Annotated in this window: 15 protein-coding genes and 1 tRNA gene; 10 read left to right on the top strand and 6 right to left on the bottom strand. The window is 35.1% G+C overall.

Features of this window, described 5'->3' with window-relative positions; genetic code table 11:
- Nucleotides 1-65 precede the first annotated feature (65 nt).
- Both speB and STA7437_RS19380 read right to left on the bottom strand, forming a co-directional pair.
- Nucleotides 66-956 carry an agmatinase gene (speB, locus tag STA7437_RS19385; RefSeq protein ID WP_015195082.1) on the bottom strand — a complete coding sequence of 297 codons (891 nt, stop codon included), beginning with the start codon at nt 954-956 and terminating at the stop codon, nt 66-68.
- 234 nt (nt 957-1,190) lie between these two features.
- A complete protein-coding gene (locus STA7437_RS19380; protein WP_015195081.1) occupies nt 1,191-1,376 on the bottom strand; it encodes a hypothetical protein in 186 nt (61 codons plus the stop codon).
- A 401-nt stretch (nt 1,377-1,777) separates the two neighbouring features.
- On the opposite strand from STA7437_RS19380, the gene gshA reads away from it, so the two are divergent.
- The 4 genes from gshA to shc all read left to right on the top strand — a co-directional run bounded on the left by gshA (nt 1,778) and on the right by shc (nt 7,478).
- On the top strand, nt 1,778-2,935 hold the full coding sequence (gene gshA / locus STA7437_RS19375; RefSeq protein ID WP_015195080.1) for a glutamate--cysteine ligase: 1,158 nt from the start codon (nt 1,778-1,780) through the stop codon (nt 2,933-2,935).
- Nucleotides 2,936-2,954: 19 nt separating this feature from the next.
- Nucleotides 2,955-3,425: a tRNA (cytidine(34)-2'-O)-methyltransferase gene (locus STA7437_RS19370; RefSeq protein ID WP_015195079.1), complete on the top strand. Its 471-nt coding sequence runs from the start codon at nt 2,955-2,957 to the stop codon at nt 3,423-3,425.
- Between the two features lie 327 nt (nt 3,426-3,752).
- Complete coding sequence (locus STA7437_RS27875) at nt 3,753-5,336, top strand: peptidoglycan DD-metalloendopeptidase family protein (RefSeq protein WP_015195078.1); 1,584 nt, start codon at nt 3,753-3,755, stop codon at nt 5,334-5,336.
- A gap of 225 nt (nt 5,337-5,561) precedes the next feature.
- Nucleotides 5,562-7,478, top strand: coding sequence for a squalene--hopene cyclase (shc, locus tag STA7437_RS19360; protein WP_015195077.1), 1,917 nt, complete (start codon nt 5,562-5,564; stop codon nt 7,476-7,478).
- 447 nt (nt 7,479-7,925) lie between these two features.
- Here the strand turns inward: shc and dpsA are convergent, their stop codons facing one another.
- Entirely contained in the window at nt 7,926-8,477 is a 552-nt protein-coding gene (gene dpsA, locus STA7437_RS19355; RefSeq protein WP_015195076.1) for a DNA starvation/stress protection protein DpsA, read from the bottom strand.
- 249 nt (nt 8,478-8,726) lie between these two features.
- On the opposite strand from dpsA, the gene STA7437_RS19350 reads away from it, so the two are divergent.
- Nucleotides 8,727-8,990 (top strand): Asr1405/Asl0597 family protein, encoded by a 264-nt coding sequence (locus STA7437_RS19350; RefSeq protein WP_015195075.1) that lies wholly within the window; start codon nt 8,727-8,729, stop codon nt 8,988-8,990.
- 20 nt (nt 8,991-9,010) lie between these two features.
- Entirely contained in the window at nt 9,011-9,607 is a 597-nt protein-coding gene (locus STA7437_RS19345) for a (2Fe-2S) ferredoxin domain-containing protein (RefSeq protein WP_015195074.1), read from the top strand.
- A 62-nt stretch (nt 9,608-9,669) separates the two neighbouring features.
- On the opposite strand, the gene STA7437_RS19340 is transcribed toward STA7437_RS19345, so the two are convergent.
- The gene (locus STA7437_RS19340) at nt 9,670-10,047 is read right to left on the bottom strand and encodes a response regulator (protein WP_015195073.1); all 378 of its coding nucleotides are present in this window, start codon (nt 10,045-10,047) and stop codon (nt 9,670-9,672) included.
- Between the two features lie 178 nt (nt 10,048-10,225).
- Here STA7437_RS19340 and STA7437_RS19335 point away from each other — a divergent pair, with 178 nt between their 5' ends.
- Complete coding sequence (locus tag STA7437_RS19335) at nt 10,226-11,011, top strand: MBL fold metallo-hydrolase (protein ID WP_041619587.1); 786 nt, start codon at nt 10,226-10,228, stop codon at nt 11,009-11,011.
- 166 nt (nt 11,012-11,177) lie between these two features.
- Here the strand turns inward: STA7437_RS19335 and STA7437_RS19330 are convergent, their stop codons facing one another.
- A complete protein-coding gene (locus STA7437_RS19330; protein ID WP_015195071.1) occupies nt 11,178-11,468 on the bottom strand; it encodes a hypothetical protein in 291 nt (96 codons plus the stop codon).
- 733 nt (nt 11,469-12,201) lie between these two features.
- On the opposite strand from STA7437_RS19330, the gene STA7437_RS19325 reads away from it, so the two are divergent.
- From STA7437_RS19325 to STA7437_RS19315, 3 genes are all read left to right on the top strand, one after another.
- A tRNA-Met gene (locus tag STA7437_RS19325) sits at nt 12,202-12,275 on the top strand.
- A gap of 143 nt (nt 12,276-12,418) precedes the next feature.
- Entirely contained in the window at nt 12,419-13,855 is a 1,437-nt protein-coding gene (locus tag STA7437_RS19320) for a YcjF family protein (RefSeq protein ID WP_015195070.1), read from the top strand.
- 263 nt (nt 13,856-14,118) lie between these two features.
- Nucleotides 14,119-15,075 carry a lysylphosphatidylglycerol synthase transmembrane domain-containing protein gene (locus STA7437_RS19315; protein ID WP_015195069.1) on the top strand — a complete coding sequence of 319 codons (957 nt, stop codon included), beginning with the start codon at nt 14,119-14,121 and terminating at the stop codon, nt 15,073-15,075.
- Between the two features lie 969 nt (nt 15,076-16,044).
- On the opposite strand, the gene STA7437_RS19310 is transcribed toward STA7437_RS19315, so the two are convergent.
- Nucleotides 16,045-16,278, bottom strand: coding sequence for a hypothetical protein (locus STA7437_RS19310; protein WP_015195067.1), 234 nt, complete (start codon nt 16,276-16,278; stop codon nt 16,045-16,047).
- Nucleotides 16,279-16,303: the final 25 nt, after the last annotated feature.

The raw sequence follows: 16,303 nt of genomic DNA, 5'->3' as shown, positions 1-16,303 counted from the left end.
TTTCCCATAAGTAAATAATATTTACCACTAATAATCTAAGAGTGATTTGACGAACCTGCAAATAGTTAGTTATACCAACCCTGGCTTAAACCTTGATAACCAATTAATTTATAGACTAATTTGGCAGCAGTAAATTCGGAGACTACTGAGTCTTGTTGGGGAGCGAGTTCCATTACGTCACAGCCAATTACTTGATATTTGGTAAAGACGGTTTTTAAAAACCTAGTTAATTCGTACCAATTTAATCCTCCTGGTTCGGGAGTTCCCACTCCACCTATTAAACTAGGATCGATCCCATCTAAATCAATCGTGATAAACACTTTTTCTGTGGTTATTTTAGCGATCGCTTTCTCAATCCAATCGGAATGATAATAAATATCTCTAGCCCAAATCACAGGAATTTGCTGATTTTTGATTAAAGTGGCTTCTTCTTGACAAATACTGCGAATGCCTATGGGTAAGGTGGGTAAACCCATGTCTAAAACTCTTCGCATCACACAAGCATGATTGTAAATCGAACCTTCGTATTCGTGCCTCATGTCGCCATGAGCATCAATTTGGATGACGGTAAAAGGCTCATTTTCAGCTAGGCGATAGGCTTTCACCACACCTTCGGTAATACTATGCTCACCACCCAAAGCAATGACAAATTTGCCATCCGCAATTAGTTTTGCTACTGTTTCAGTGGTAACTTGTAACATCACTTCCGCAGTCAAAGAGGGGTCGCTCGTCGTATCTGCGATCGCTTCATGAGTATAAATGCCTGTCTTTATACAGGTTTGGACTTCAATTTCTTCGTCATAGGCTTCTAATTGGTCTGATGCTTCGAGAATTGCGAGCGGACCATGTTGACAACCTTGACGATAAGTAGTGGTTTTTTCGTAAGGAATCGGTAAGATTATTGTTTTTGCTTCAGCATAGGTAGCTTGCGCTTCTAAACCAATAAATTGTTTCATAATTTATTTAAATATGTTTTAATTTAAACTTAGGGTTAATTAATGAGATTATGGGCAATGCCATAACCTCACGTCAAAGGAAAAGCATCTCTTATCCTGATTAACGAGCATCTGAAAAACTCTTTGAAAACCAACAACCAAAAGTGTTCGCTTGATAACTACAATCAAAAATGAACCTACAAGCGATCGCTAAATTATTTTAAGCTGCTAATTAGAGCAAAAACCAATTAATTGTTACTTAATGAGTTTTTGTTCTTTAATTGTTTGTAATTCTTGCAGTAGTACTTCAATTTCTGCTTGAAGATGCAGGTATTTTACTTGTTGATCAGCTTGATAAAATTTGGTCAATCTTTCTGTATTAATTGTTGCTACAGAATAATCGCTTGAATTTTTGACTGGAGAAGACAACAGAGTCGACATAGGACTAAAAGAATTATTAATTATTTTATGTAACTCACACCAATTTGGGATTTTAGCTTATTTAAGAAATTAGGTTTAGTCAATTAGGTCAATTTCAGAACTGTCATTCAAGCCAAACACCTGATTAAATCTGGATTTGCGGTTCATTTATTAATGAGTATCAATAACTATTGATTTTTTTTATCAAAGATATCAATTTATTTAAACTGTACTTGTCTTTTAAACTAGAAAGAGTAAAAGAGCAGGTTGCTAACGTGATAGATGTTAAAGAATTCACAGTTTGGAAAAAGCAGTGCTTGCCTCTGATTCTATTCATTTGAGAGCTAATTTAACTCCTGACTGATGACTGATAACTAATGACCAAACTAGACTGGGATATTTCCATATTGTAGAGAGGAAACATGGTACTGCTATCCAAAGGATTTGAAATTGAAATTTACACAGGAACACCTCAAGGCGAGGTAGTTGGTTTATCAGACCAAATTGTTAAAAATTTGGACGGTTTTGTCCGTGAACCGGATAATCGCAATGTGGAATATACTACTGCTCCTTTTTGTAATTATGACCGTTTGTTGTGTGCCATTTTAAAACCCAGACAAACTTTGCGGAGTTATTTACGAAGTCTGGGTAACTACACTTTGATTCCTGGTAGTACTTTATCCCTAGGAGATAGTAGTCGCTTTGAACGTTCTGACCCCAATAATCCCTATCATAGCTATATCGAACAAAGCTACGGAACTAAAGTAGTTACGGCGAGTATTCATATTAATATTGGTATTGCTGAACCAGAAAAATTAATCCAAGCTTGTCGTCTGATTAGAGTAGAAGCTCCTTTGTATTTAGCGTTGAGTGCTGCTTCACCTTTTTTAGATGGCAAAGCAACAGGTTTTCATTCAACTCGTTGGCAAATGTTTCCTCAAACCCCAGAAAATGTTCCTTTGTTTGAAAGTCACGCACATTTTATCAATTGGACGGAAACACAACTTGCTGCTGGGACAATGAAAAACGTTCGTCATCTTTGGAATTCCGTTCGACCCAATGGCGATCGCAGACCTTATAATCTTAATCGTTTAGAACTAAGAATTTGTGATTTAGTAGTAGATCCGATCGCTTTACTGGCAATTACTGCTTTATTGGAAGCTCGATTAATTGAAATGCTAGACAATCCTATGCTTGACCCTCTACAACAAAGTCGCTTATCTAACACTCATTTAGCAGAAGATTTGATTACTGTGACGGCAGAAAATGAGTTAGCAGTTGCTCGTGATAGTTTAGATGCTCAATTAACCCATTGGCAAGATGGCAGAAAAATCAAAGCCAGCGATTGGATTAGCGAACTTTATCAACAGGTGTTACCCATAGCTAAAAATCGTGGTTATAGTTGTTTCTTATTGCCTTTAAACAAAATTTTACGTAATGGCAATACTGCTCAACAGTGGTTAAAACTGCATCAACAAGGAACAGACATCAAAGACATTATTCAGCAAGCGATTCAAACGACAGAACAACAAGAAAGAGAATTAGAAGACAAATTATGTCAAACTATTCTAGTTGCTTAAATTAGCAAAAAGTGTCCAAATGTCGCTTCGTATTGTTCTAGTTCAACCACAAATACCTCCTAATACTGGCAATATTGCTCGTACCTGTGCTGCTACCAACACAGAACTTCATTTAGTAGGGCCGTTAGGCTTTGAAATTAGCGATCGCTATTTAAAAAGGGCGGGATTAGATTATTGGCCTTATGTTAATCTGCATTATCATCAAGATTGGCAAGCTTTCTGGTCTAATTATCAGCAATTAGGAGGTAGATTACTAGGATTTACTGTTCGTGGTACTACTCATTATTTAGATTGTCAGTATCAAGCTGACGACTGGTTGCTATTTGGTAGTGAATTGTCTGGTTTACCAACTGAAGTACTAGATTTTTGTAATTACAAAGTTTATATTCCTATTTCTCAACCAGAAGTAAGAAGCTTAAATCTCTCAGTTAGTGTGACAATTGGGCTATTTGAAGCTCGTCGTCAACTTGACCTAGGAACTCGGGTCTAGCTTCGCAACGGTTCTAAGTAAAGCGACGGGGCGTTGTTATCGTGCGGAATTCTTCCGTACACAGCCTCTCAAGAATCTTGAAGCAAATCCGTTGACTATCGAAATTAAGAACTTAATCAGGCTCTTGTCTAATTTGCAATTTCAGGTTAATCTTTCCTAGAAATAATTAAGTTTTATAAGTATCTTTTATAAACCAATCTTTTACGATCACCAAAAACCTAAAAGGTCGGATAAATTTAATATCATTCTAGTTTTGATCAAATATCAAAACAGTTTTTTGTAAGTAATTAGTTTGAGGAAATTATCCTGAAAAAGGAATTTAGAAGTATGCAGCAGAATTGTCCCTTTGCTTCAAATCTTTCTATCTCAGAAGCATCTCATCCAGAGCCAATTAATCAAGAGCCTCACTGGAGAACACCAGTTCCATCAGACGGGACTGTTGAACGACCTAGTACCTGCGATCGCAAAAACACCTATTCGGCAGCAATGTTTAGTTTATTATTTTCTTTGAGTACGACTGGTATGTTTTTAATGTATCACCAGCAAAAAGCTCAAGCTGCGGTAGAACCATTTGTGAGTGACCGATTTTTATCAAGTTCGAGAGAACCAATTTTTTTAACTCAAAATATTCCTAATTTAATTACTGTACAACCCATTTCATCAGCCCAAATTTTTCTAAATACTCAAATTGTTGAGCTACCCAAATTAGATTCAGAAGTTTTGCTTCCCAATCAATCTGCGATCTCTTCATTACCCTTATCCTCTACAGTTGCTTCGCCACAACAACCAACCCTTTTAAATAAACTTAAACAAAAGCAATTAGGACTCCTCAACGCAGAACAAACCATCCAAATAGCAGACATACCTTCTGCCAATTCTTCAGATTTCCGTCCCAATGCTCAGATTCAACCACAGACAACTGTAGTTATTCTTTCTAATCTGGATCAAAGTCCTCACAGTGTTCCTCAATTACCTTCTTTAAGTGTTGAAAAAGATCTTGCCAAACAAATCTATACAGTTAAACCAGGAGATACTCTTTTTAAAATTGCTAGTCTTTTTAACACTTCTTCTGAGGAATTAATTCAAACTAACCAACTGAGTAACCCTAATTTATTAGCCGTTAATCAACAGTTAATTATTCCTAAACCACAAGTTTCTAATACTGACGAAGTCGAAGCAAGCTCTGCTGTGAGAAGGCAAAGTACTTTTGAGAATAATTCTAGCTTACAATCTCCTACTAATTTGTCTGCTTCACAATCAGTACCAGTTGCTTCCGTTGCATCAACGAAGACAAACGACTTACCAGTTACTCAAGACCCATATATTGCTAGACTAAGAGCCGATCTAGATCAACTGCGAGAACAATATCAAACTCAAACTAGAAATACTCAAACCAATTTGATCAGTACTGCTGCTACTAATGTCAATAAATATAATCAAAATTTAACAATCCAGATTGGAGCAACTATTAATCCAGACTTACCTCCTTTATCCTCTCCAGAAGAATATTTACCTAATAGTCCCGCTCAATTTGAAGGTTATTTATGGCCTGCTCAAGGAACACTCACTTCTGGTTATGGTTGGCGTTGGGGTCGAATGCATCAAGGAATTGATATTGCTGGCCCAATTGGTACTCCTATTATGGCTGCTGCTACTGGGGAAGTTGTATCTGCTGGTTGGAATTCTGGAGGTTATGGCAATTTAGTTAAACTAAAACATCCCGATGGAAGTGTAACTCTTTACGCTCACAACAATAAAATTTTAGTTAGTAGTGGACAACAGGTAGAACAAGGACAACTGATTGCAGAAATGGGTAGTACTGGTTTTAGTACAGGACCTCATCTACATTTTGAAATACGTCCTAACGGAGAAACTGCGGTTAACCCAATTGCTTTTTTACCAACTAAATAACAACGAAGAATCAAGTTATAGCGATCGCCACGTTGGCTCAATTGTTTGAGTAGATGTGGCTTTTCATCAGGAAGTAAAAAGCGCTTCGGCGTAAAAGCTGTGGATGAACTATCAACGCTCAATCAGTATCGAACGTATGTATCTCATAGAGCGTGAGAACTGCTATAAACAATTTTTTGTGATAACTTGCTAGAGGTTATTGATGTCAGAGTAGAAGGAAGCTCAATGCAAACTCAAGATCTAGTAACTCAAGATCAACTTCAATTTGCGATCGCGAAAAGTCAAGATTATTTATTATCGATTCAAAATCCTGATGGTTATTGGTGGGCGGAATTAGAATCAAATGTAACGATTACCGCCGAAGTCATTTTACTACACAAAATTTGGGGAACTGATCAAACTAGATCACAAGCACTACAGAAAGCGGAAACTTATTTGCGATCGCAACAAAGAGAACATGGTGGTTGGGAACTCTATTACGGTGATGGCGGAGAGTTAAGTACTTCGGTAGAAGCTTACATGGCGTTACGATTATTGGGAGTTGCTGCCCAAGATCCAGCCTTGATTAAAGCTAAACAATTTATTCTGCAACGTGGTGGCATTAGTAAAACTCGCATTTTTACCAAACTACATCTAGCGTTGATTGGTTGTTATGACTGGCGGGGGCTTCCTTCGATTCCACCTTGGATCATGCTGTTACCCGAGCATTTTCCCTTCACTATTTATGAAATGTCTAGTTGGGCGAGGGGAAGTACAGTACCTTTATTGATTGTTTTTGATCGCAAGCCTATTTTTGTGACTAAGATAACGATCAATTTAGATGAATTGTATGCAGAGGGAGTTAATAATTGTCGCTACGAATTACCTCGTAACAACGATTGGACAGATGTTTTTTTATGGTTAGATGATGCTTGTAAACTAGCAGAAAATTTCAATCTAGTTCCTTTTCGAGAAGAAGGATTAAAAGCTGCGGAAAAATGGGTGTTAGAAAGACAAGAAGCTACAGGAGATTGGGGTGGCATTATTCCTGCTATGCTTAATTCTCTTTTGGCTTTACGCACTCTAGATTATGAAGTAGATGATCCGATTATTCAAAGAGGATTAGCAGCAATTGATAACTTTGCCATTGAAACTGAAGATTCTTATCGGGTTCAACCCTGTGTTTCCCCTGTTTGGGATACGGCTTGGTGTTTACGAGCTTTAGTTGAATCTGGTTTACCACCAAATCATCAGACTTTAGTTAGGGGTGGACAATGGTTATTAGATAAACAAATTCTTGATTATGGGGATTGGGCAGTCAAAAACAAACAAGGAAAGCCTGGCGGTTGGGCATTTGAATTTGATAATCGTTTTTATCCCGATTTAGATGATTCTGCTGTCGTAGTAATGGGATTGGCAGAAGTTCAACTACCAAACGAAGCTCAAAAACAAAGTGCGATCGCTCGTGGTGTGAACTGGATGGCAACTATGCAATGTCGGGCTGGTGGTTGGGCTGCTTTTGACATTGATAATGATCAAGATTGGATCAATCTCATTCCTTATGGTGATCTAAAAGCCATGATAGATCCGAATACTGCCGATGTAACCGCTAGGGTATTGGAAATGTTAGGACAGTATCATCTTGCCATGAAAGCAGACCAAGTTAATCGCGCTATTGCTTATTTAATTAGCGAACAAGAAAACGATGGCAGTTGGTTTGGTCGTTGGGGAGTAAATTATATTTATGGTACAAGTGGGGCATTGTCTGCTTTGGCTGTAATTGCACCTAAAGATTATCAAACTGAAATTGATCGGGGTGCAACTTGGCTAGTTAGTTGTCAAAATCCTGATGGAGGTTGGGGAGAAAGTTGTCGTAGTTATCACGATCAAACCTTAAAAGGCAAAGGAGTTAGTACCGCTTCCCAAACAGCCTGGGCATTAATCGGTTTATTAGCAGCTTATCAAGCCACAGGTTTTAATGCTCAATCAGCGATAGAAACAGGAATTAATTACTTACTTGCTACTCAAAATAATGATGGAACTTGGTACGAAGCAGAATTTACTGGTACTGGTTTTCCCTGTCATTTTTATCTAAAATACCATCTTTATCAGCAATATTTTCCTCTTCTGGCTTTAGGACGTTATCAAAAGTTAATGAAATAGTTTTTTAGTTTATGTCAATAATGCGAGCCAGATTAAAATAAATTAAACAATATAGCGTTTGTTAATTAAATGAAATACAGTTCATTTCGTTTGTTGATGGTTGATGGGTAAAAAGCAAGAGGCAGGAGGCAGAAGTAAAAAGTAGAGACGTAACATGTTACGTCTGTACAAAAGTAGAGACGTTGCTTCGCACCCTTCGGGAACATGAAGCGTCTGTACAAAAGCGCGATTTTGTCCACGAGCGAGGCGCATCCGCGGTCGCGAATAATCAAAGTAAACAGTAGAAGACAGAAGGTAACTGGTGTAGAGACGCGACATGTCGCGTCTCTAATAACTGATAACTGGTCACTAAAAAGCGTTGTATTTTCAACAAATTATTTTTGTGTAGGGGTAATTCAATAATTGCCCCTACAGAATAGATCGCTTGTAAATGATGTTTTAGTCTATTTAATTTGAAGTTTGGATAAAACCTAACGTTAAACTGTCAGGAGCAAGGAAATGATCGAGATGGTAGGCTCTTTCTTCGGTTTTGAGTAGAATTTTCTCGTATAAATAGCGAGTAGCGCGATCGCCTAAACTTTCTGCTTGGGCTGCCTGACGACGAATTAATTGAATAATTTCTTGTTCGGCTGCTAAATCGTGTTCTACCATTTCTCGACAACGATAAATACCATCAGCTTCTTGTTCAAAACAGCATAACTCCGCTAGTTTAGCTAAATTAGCTACAGGAACACCTCCCAGTCCATTTAATCTTTCGGCTAGATCGTGAACGTGTTCTTGAACATCATCGTAGCTTTCGTTAAAAAATTGGTGTAAAGAATAAAATTCAGCCCCTTCAACTACAAAATGATGTTTTTGGTATTGTAGGTACAGTGTTTGAAAACTAGCTAAAACAAGATTTAAACCTTCACAAATCGGCTCAGTTACGCTTTTGTCCAGCATGACTGGATTGTTACCTACCTCGCCAAAAGCTCTTACTAAACCTTGAGTAGTAGCCATAGTGTGTTCTCCTTTCATTTAGGCAGGCTTATTGATAATACTTAAACCCTAACACAAAATCACAAAGAAGATTCTAAAAGAATTATCAAATCAGGTAATCAAGAACCTTATTTATTAGTAATTTTCGTCTTTAACTCAAAATTTGTTTTCCAGTTTATTGACATTTATTATCGTTTAATGGTTATACTATTTTTAAGTTGAATTTTAATGAGTTTAATTCTCAATAAGCATAATTAAATAATATTTAAAATGGGTAATAATCATCAGAATTTAGCAACACAGCAAGTTGTTAATGTTAAGTGGGCAGAGAGATGGCAAGTATATCATCGACTGCAAGCATTAGAAATTGAGTGTCAGTGTGGCTCTAATCAACCTTTGCAAATAGAAATAAATAGTACTAAAACAGCAATTCAACTATGGAGTGTCGCTAGACAAGTTACTGCATCTCGCTACGAATTGATGCACTGGTTAGAAAATTGCTGGCAAATAAAATTCGATCAACCAAAAAATTAAATTTAAATTAGGAGCTTACTATGTCTAGAGCGGAATATTTAGTTTCAGAGTTTGATTTAGTCGGACAATTAGTAGATATTATTATTAAACCTGACAATAGAATTAAATATCTTAAAATAGCTACTGATCGCCGTGAATATTGGATCAAAGTATCTAAACAAATCGGGAATAACTTGAGCCAAATATTACAGTTAGGGTGTAAGGTACAAATTCAGGGAGAATATAAACAAAGCTGGAAAAATGGAAAAGTAAAATACAAAGCTCAAGCAGTTACTTTAGTAGATCGCCAAGAGCAAGAAAACTTGATTCAATCTAAATTAGCAGTTGGTTATTTAAATCAAGCACAAGAACAGACCACTTCATCTACCAAACCAAAAGCTAAAGTATTAGTCTGCAAAAAATCAACCTGCTGGAATAGAGGAGGAAAAGCAGTTTGTGAGTTGCTAGAAGAAAGCCTTCGCGATCGCGGTTTAACAAGTCAAGTTCAAATCAAAACTACTGGTTGTCTCAAACAGTGTAAAAAAGGACCAAATCTGGTGATGATGCCAGATAAAACTCATTACAGTAAAGTCCAACCACAGCAAGTTCCTCTTTTAATAGATAAGCATCTAGTTTGAAATCAGACAGAAGAACAAAACTAATTGACTGTATTTTAATTAATTGAAAATTATTGTAAGTTTTAGGTTGTTTTAGCTAAAACCTGCTCAATTTGTTCTGGTAGTTGCAAAGGACGAAAAGGTTTAGTAAAAACTGCTGCTACCTCAAGATTAGCCAAACTTTCTTGAAGAGGAGATTGAACTTTGGCTGTTAATAAAATTACAGGAATACTTTGAGTATCTGGATTTTCCTTTAATTGTTTAAGAGTATAACTACCGTCCCACTCTGGCATCATTAAATCGAGAAGAATCACGTCAGGATGGTTTTGTGCAGCTACATTCAAACCTTCTTGACCAGAACTAGCGGTAAGTACTGTCCAATTTGCGGCCATTTCTAATCCTAGTTTAGCAATAGCACGAACATCGTCTTCATCATCAACAATTAGAACACATTTACTCACTATCTTGCTCCTGTTTTGATCAATCAGCACATTAGTTCTTGATTGTAAAAAGCGATCGGGAAAAACTAGGGATGATATTTAATTAACTACAAAATAATTTTTTTGCTCTATCTAAAAGTGATCCTGCTCAAAAACACAAATGTTTACAATAGATAAGCAGTTAACTAAAAACTTTAATATGTATTTAACTTATTTTGATAGCAATTCTTGGCTGATAGAATTTGAAAACAAAAGAATTTTACTTGACCCCTGGTTAGTAGATCATTTAGTCTTTGGCAATCTTCCTTGGTTATTTAAAGGAAAAAAAAATCAATCCTATCCTATTCCAGAAAATATCGATCTGATTCTTCTGTCTCAAGGATTAGAAGATCATGCGCATCCTCCTACCCTAAAACAATTAGATCGAAATATTCCTGTGGTAGCTTCTCCTAATGCTGCCAAAGTCGTTAAAGAATTAGGCTACACTCAAATTACGACCTTAACTCACGGTGAAGCTTTTAATCTAGAAAATCGAATTGAAATTAAAGCTCTTCCTGGTTCTCCAATTGGTCCAACTTTAGTTGAGAATGCTTATATTATTAAAGGCTTAGAAACTCATCAAAGCATTTATTACGAACCTCACGGATATCATTCTAAGTCTCTCCAAGAGTTAGCATCAATTGACGTAATTATCACCCCAATTATTAGTTTAAAACTTCCTTTAGTAGGTGCGGTAATAAAAGGGCAAGAGTCTGCTTTAAAAGCTTGTCAGTGGTTGCAACCTCAATATATTTTATCTACAGCAGCAGGTGGAGATGTTAGTTTTGAAGGTTTGTTAATATCCTTGATTGATGAAGAAGGAAGCGTAGAAAAGTTTCAATCTCTACTAGAAGAAAAGAATCTTTCAACTCAAGCAATTAATCCTCAATCAGGCAGAACCTTAGAATTAAAACTAAATCGACGACAACCGATTGTAAATAACTAAATTAGTGCAATGTAATTTAACAAAATGTAATGAAATCAAAACAAAATTTCTGTTCTAAGCCGTTCAATATTTGCTAAAAAAAAAGTATCTCCCTAAATTAGGGAGACTATACACAAAAATCAACTATTAATTTCTGACACTATGGTCTATTCGTGGTGTCAGTCTTTTATTGGGCGGGTTCTGTTTCTGGTGTCATTTGTTCAGCAGTTTCTTCGGGGGTTTCAACTTCAGCAGCAGGTTCAATTACAGTTCCTTCGGTAGCAGTTTCTTCGGGGGTTTCAACTTCGGCAGCAGGTTCAACTACAGTTCCTTCAGGAGTTTCAGTTTCAGTAGATTCAAGTTGAACAGAATCTTCAGGAGTTGTGGTAGAAGGAGTACTGCTATTAACAGAACTACAAGCACCTAATAATGCTGTCAAACCTAAGATTACAGAGAGAGCTTTTAATTGAAGTTTCATAGTATTTACTGTCAAGATTTCTTCTTTTGGTTTTCTAAGATTAAGAGTAAAAAGTAAAAAATTTGATAGAAATTACTTCAAATAAAAAAAAATTTTAGGGAACTTTTTTACAAAAAAGTAGTCCTCTTGATTCTTATTTATTTAAAGGGTTTAAAGCCTGTTCAAATCTGATTGATCAAAGTTACTTATTGTTAGTTGTAATAAAAAATCTTGAAGCTTAGGGAAAAGAAAAAAAAATTATAGTAAGATTACTTCCGTAATAATAACCAAGAAGTTAGCTTGCTTTCCTCATTTTTTACTTGAAACTAAAACTAATTTTTATCAAAACTAACTGAAAAATCTACTTTTATACTGATTTTAACATATCAAAATAGATTCAGTATTAACGCTCAAGTTACTCTTGCTTAATTTTTAATTTTTATAAGCTTTATTTTTATTTTTAATAAGGACGAGATAAATACTTACGTTAAATTAATGATGATCACCTTTTGTTGATAATTATTAGACAAGATAAGTAGAGAAATTACTGAAATTAAATGTAAAGGATGTAGCTAGATGAAGGCAGAAGGCAGGAGTTAATAAGGTTTAAGAGTTTTAGTATATTTGTCAATCGCATTTGGTATGATTTTTCAAATTCCAAATGCCAAACGAATAGCATTTTTGTCCTAGACGTAAATTTCGAGAAAAAAAAGTTTGTTATTTTTTAGAGTATTTGTTATACTCGATAAGGCGACGCGGGATAGAGCAGCCTGGTAGCTCGTCGGGCTCATAACCCGAAGGTCGGTGGTTCAAATCCGCCTCCCGCCATTAAAAAAAAATTATTTAGCTCCTACATTTGAGAAAAGTGTAGGATCTTTTTTTAGAGGGAAAATTTTTTGAATCTACCATAGACAAGGTAATTGTGCCAAGCTGGTAGCGGTCTGGGTAATCTTTTACAGAGGGAATGGAAAATGACAGTGGAAATACGCAAGCCTATTTTAGTAGCAGGAGTAGGTTTAACTTTTGCTTTATGGTTATGGAATAGTTTGCATCATTCATTGGCAGAGATTGGGGAATGGGCAACTTTAGGAACAATAGCTCTTGGTGGTGGTTTTTGGTGGTATAAACAAAATCAATCTGATCAACAAATATCAGAGTTACTTTTACAACCTCTTCAACCCGAAGATATTGAAAAAGCTTTGGCAGAAGTTAATCAAATTGTTAGTTCTATTGAAACAGAAGCTCCTACATTAGATATTGTTAATCTGAAACAAAAAATAAATCAATTACCTGAGCATTTAAAACGGCAAGAATTGCAATTTGTCGTTACTGGAAGCAAAAATGTAGGTAAAACAAGTCTCAAACAGATTTTAGAAAATCAAGCAAACGAGCAGAAAATTGATTGGGTAGAAACTAAAGCTTTATTATCAGATGCAGAGTTATTGGAAGAAGAAGTTAGAGAAATTGCTTTAGCTGCAGATCTAGTTTTCTTTGTAGTTGCTAGTGATTTAACTGAATCTCAATGGCAAATTTTGCAACAGTTAGTCAAATCTCGGCAGCGAGTTTTATTAGTTTTTAATAAGCAAGACCAGTATGCTTTAGAAGAAAGAATTTATATTCAGCAACAAATACAACAAAGAGTAGCAAAAATTATTCCTTCAACAGATCTTTTTGCGATCGCTGCTGTACCTAATCCAATTAAAGTACGTCAACAACAAGAAGACGGTTCAACTAAAGAATGGTTAGAAACACAACCACCAGAAATTAATGATTTAGTGGATCGTTTAACTACCATACTAAATGAAGAAAAAGAACAATTAATTGCTAGTACTACTTGGCGAGAAGCAATTCAACTCAAACAACAAGCTAAAGAAATTTTAAACCAAATCAGACGCGATCGCTCTTTACCAATAATTGAACAATATCAATGGATTGCAGCAGCGACAGCTTTTGCTAATCCCGTAGCAGCATTAGATTTATTAGCTACAGCAGCAGTCAACACTCAGATGTTGGTAGATTTAAGTGGTATTTATCAACAAAAATTTTCTTTGTCTCAAGCACAAAACGCTGCTGGTATTCTTGGTAAATTGATGGTGCAGTTAGGATTAGTTGAACTCTCCACAAATGCGATCGCTGGACTACTCAAAACCAATGCCTGGACTTATGTTGCTGGTAGTGCCGTACAGGGGGTAAGTGCTGCTTATTTAACTCGCATTGCTGGACTAAGTGTGATTGAATACTTACAAGAACAAGAGATTAATTTAGAAGATACAAATGGTATCAATCTTGAAAAATTAACCAATAAATTGCAACAAGTATTCCAACAAAATCAACGTACTGCTTTCTTACAAAACTTTGTCAAACAAACTGTTAATCGCTTATCTGGAGAATTATCACCTTCAGCATAAAAAATATTAGGTTGAGGTAAGCAAGCAAAGCTAACATCAATTTGAAACAAACAAACAACAGATAATTTTTCTGTAGGGGCGAACAGTGGTTCGCCCTTATTTATATTTTTATAAAAACAAATAATATGTCATACTAAATGCGTTTGGCTCACCCAAGCTTGAATAAGACTGAAAAGCTTTACAAAGCTAACTTTTACCAAACAAAATTATTATAAAATATTTTGAATTCAAGTTAATTTTTATGTACTTAATTATTGAATAACATGAATTTAAAAAGATTTATTTCTATAGTTATTAGTGTTGCTATCTTAATAATTATTTATTCCCAAATAGAGTTAACCAAATTATTAGCAATATTTAAAAACTGCGATCTTTTTTGGATGATAATCAGCTTAGGAATGGTCATTCCTTTGACGTTATTTACCTCCTGGAGACTACAACAATTAATTCCTCAAGAGAAAAATTTAAGCTTTATCGAAGCAAATCGTTTAATTTTGGGGTCAAGCGTTTTAAATATGGTTTTACCTTCCAAGATGGGAGATATTGCCAAAGCTTATTTTATGCGCGAAAGAAATAATGTTAGCGGTTCTCTTTCCCTAGCAATCGTAATTTTTGAAAAAGCTTGTGATTTATTATCCTTACTTTTATGGTGCGTATTTGGCTTACTTGTTTATCCCGCTAAAGATCATTTATTTTGGCTAATGACAATAATCATCACAGGCGGATTAATTATTGGGATATTATTATTATCTTCACATCAATTTGCAGATTTATTTTTTAAATTATCAGCGAAAATAGCACCCCGAAAACTTGCTAAAAAATTAAACAATATGCGTCTTGCTTGGCAAGAGATGCATCATTATTTTTGGGACAACAAACAACAATTATTACTAATTACTGTTACATCTATTTTTATTTGGTTTCTTCATTTATTACAAATCTGGTTATTTATTATCGCCCTTAAAGCTTATGCACCATTTATAGCTAGTTTAGCTCTTTCCCCTTTATCCATTTTAGCTGGTTTGCTACCTTTGACTTTTGCAGGAGTAGGTACACGCGATGCAGCTTTAATTTTCTTTTATCAACCATATTTTAATCAAGCAACAGCAGCAGCTTTAGGATTACTTTGTACTTCTCGTTATTTTCTTCCTGCTGTAATCGGATTGCCTTTTCTGGGACAAATGTTAGCAACTGCTAAAAAATTCAATCAAACTAATTAAGAATTAACTAAATCGAATTTTATTTAATAACTGTGTTTTGCTTTTTTCTAATCTGATTTGATTGTAATATAGAATCTAAACTAGGCATCTGTTGTCTACAACTAGGGCAAAACCAAGTCATTTCTGAACGATAAATACAGCGAAGTAAAATATCTTGACAACAAGGACATTTTTTCATAGTAAATACCTCAAATCTGTCGCAATTTATAGCTAAAGAAAATTTGAGTAAACAGGTGAAAAATGAGATGTAGAATCCCATTATGCTTTAAATTTCAATCATCTAAAGCAACTAAAATTTGTTTCAATAAAAAACCTAGAGCAAATCAAATAATTAGAATGATTTGCATCAAAGCTTAGTTAAGTTTCACTAGATAAGCACATCGTTCTGCTATTCTAATATGAAATACTTAAATGCTTGCTACAAATGGCTGACGCGGTTAGAAGAAGACTCAGCGACGCTAAGATTGATATGTAGCATTCTTTTTTTATTTCATATAACTAGTCAAATCCTAGGTCAAGCTATATATTTTTTGACTGATTGAAAAACAATTAAAAACTACTATTAATTTTAGCTGTTTAAATTGTTGGTTTTTTCTGATAACAATAATTATGAAATTATCTTTTGACGATTTACACCGTAATTTTACTGATTTTTACAATAAATATAAAATTATGTATTTAGAAGTTACACCGTAAATCTACTGTTTTAAAAAAATAATTTGAGTCAATTACATAAAAACACGGAGAGAATAGTATTTTAACTCTTAAAAAGAATCAAATCAATCAAAAAGCTAAGCCTCTATTACTCAAAAGCTCATGAAGAAAGCGGAGTGAGTTAAATTTAATCTTTTTATCTCAGGAAAAAAAAACGATGAGAATAAATCGGTCATGTTTTGAACAACGGAAAAATGGCTTCTCGCTGATGCTACTGTGATCGCTAAACCGAAAATATTTTTGAAAGAAAAATCGTTAAGTAATCATTTGCCAAGCTTGAGTGAGCAAATTACTTAACCATTTACGCTGTAATCCGTCTAGCAAACTATCATCTTGTAAAACTTCCGCTTGCAACTCTTCTAAAGATTGTCCTTGTTGCCGAGCAATTTTAACTATACCAGCTACGGCTGTAGCGATTAACTCTTCATCAATCGGAAGTTCTCGTAAAGCAAAAATTTCTTCTGGGGTAGCTGGAATGGGATAATTCATAATTAGCTCATCAATAAAATTCACA

Source organism: Stanieria cyanosphaera PCC 7437 (genome assembly GCF_000317575.1).
GTDB classification, from domain to species: domain Bacteria; phylum Cyanobacteriota; class Cyanobacteriia; order Cyanobacteriales; family Xenococcaceae; genus Stanieria; species Stanieria cyanosphaera.
Note: the sequence above shows the minus strand (reverse complement) of the source record. Positions and strands in the feature narration are given on the sequence as shown.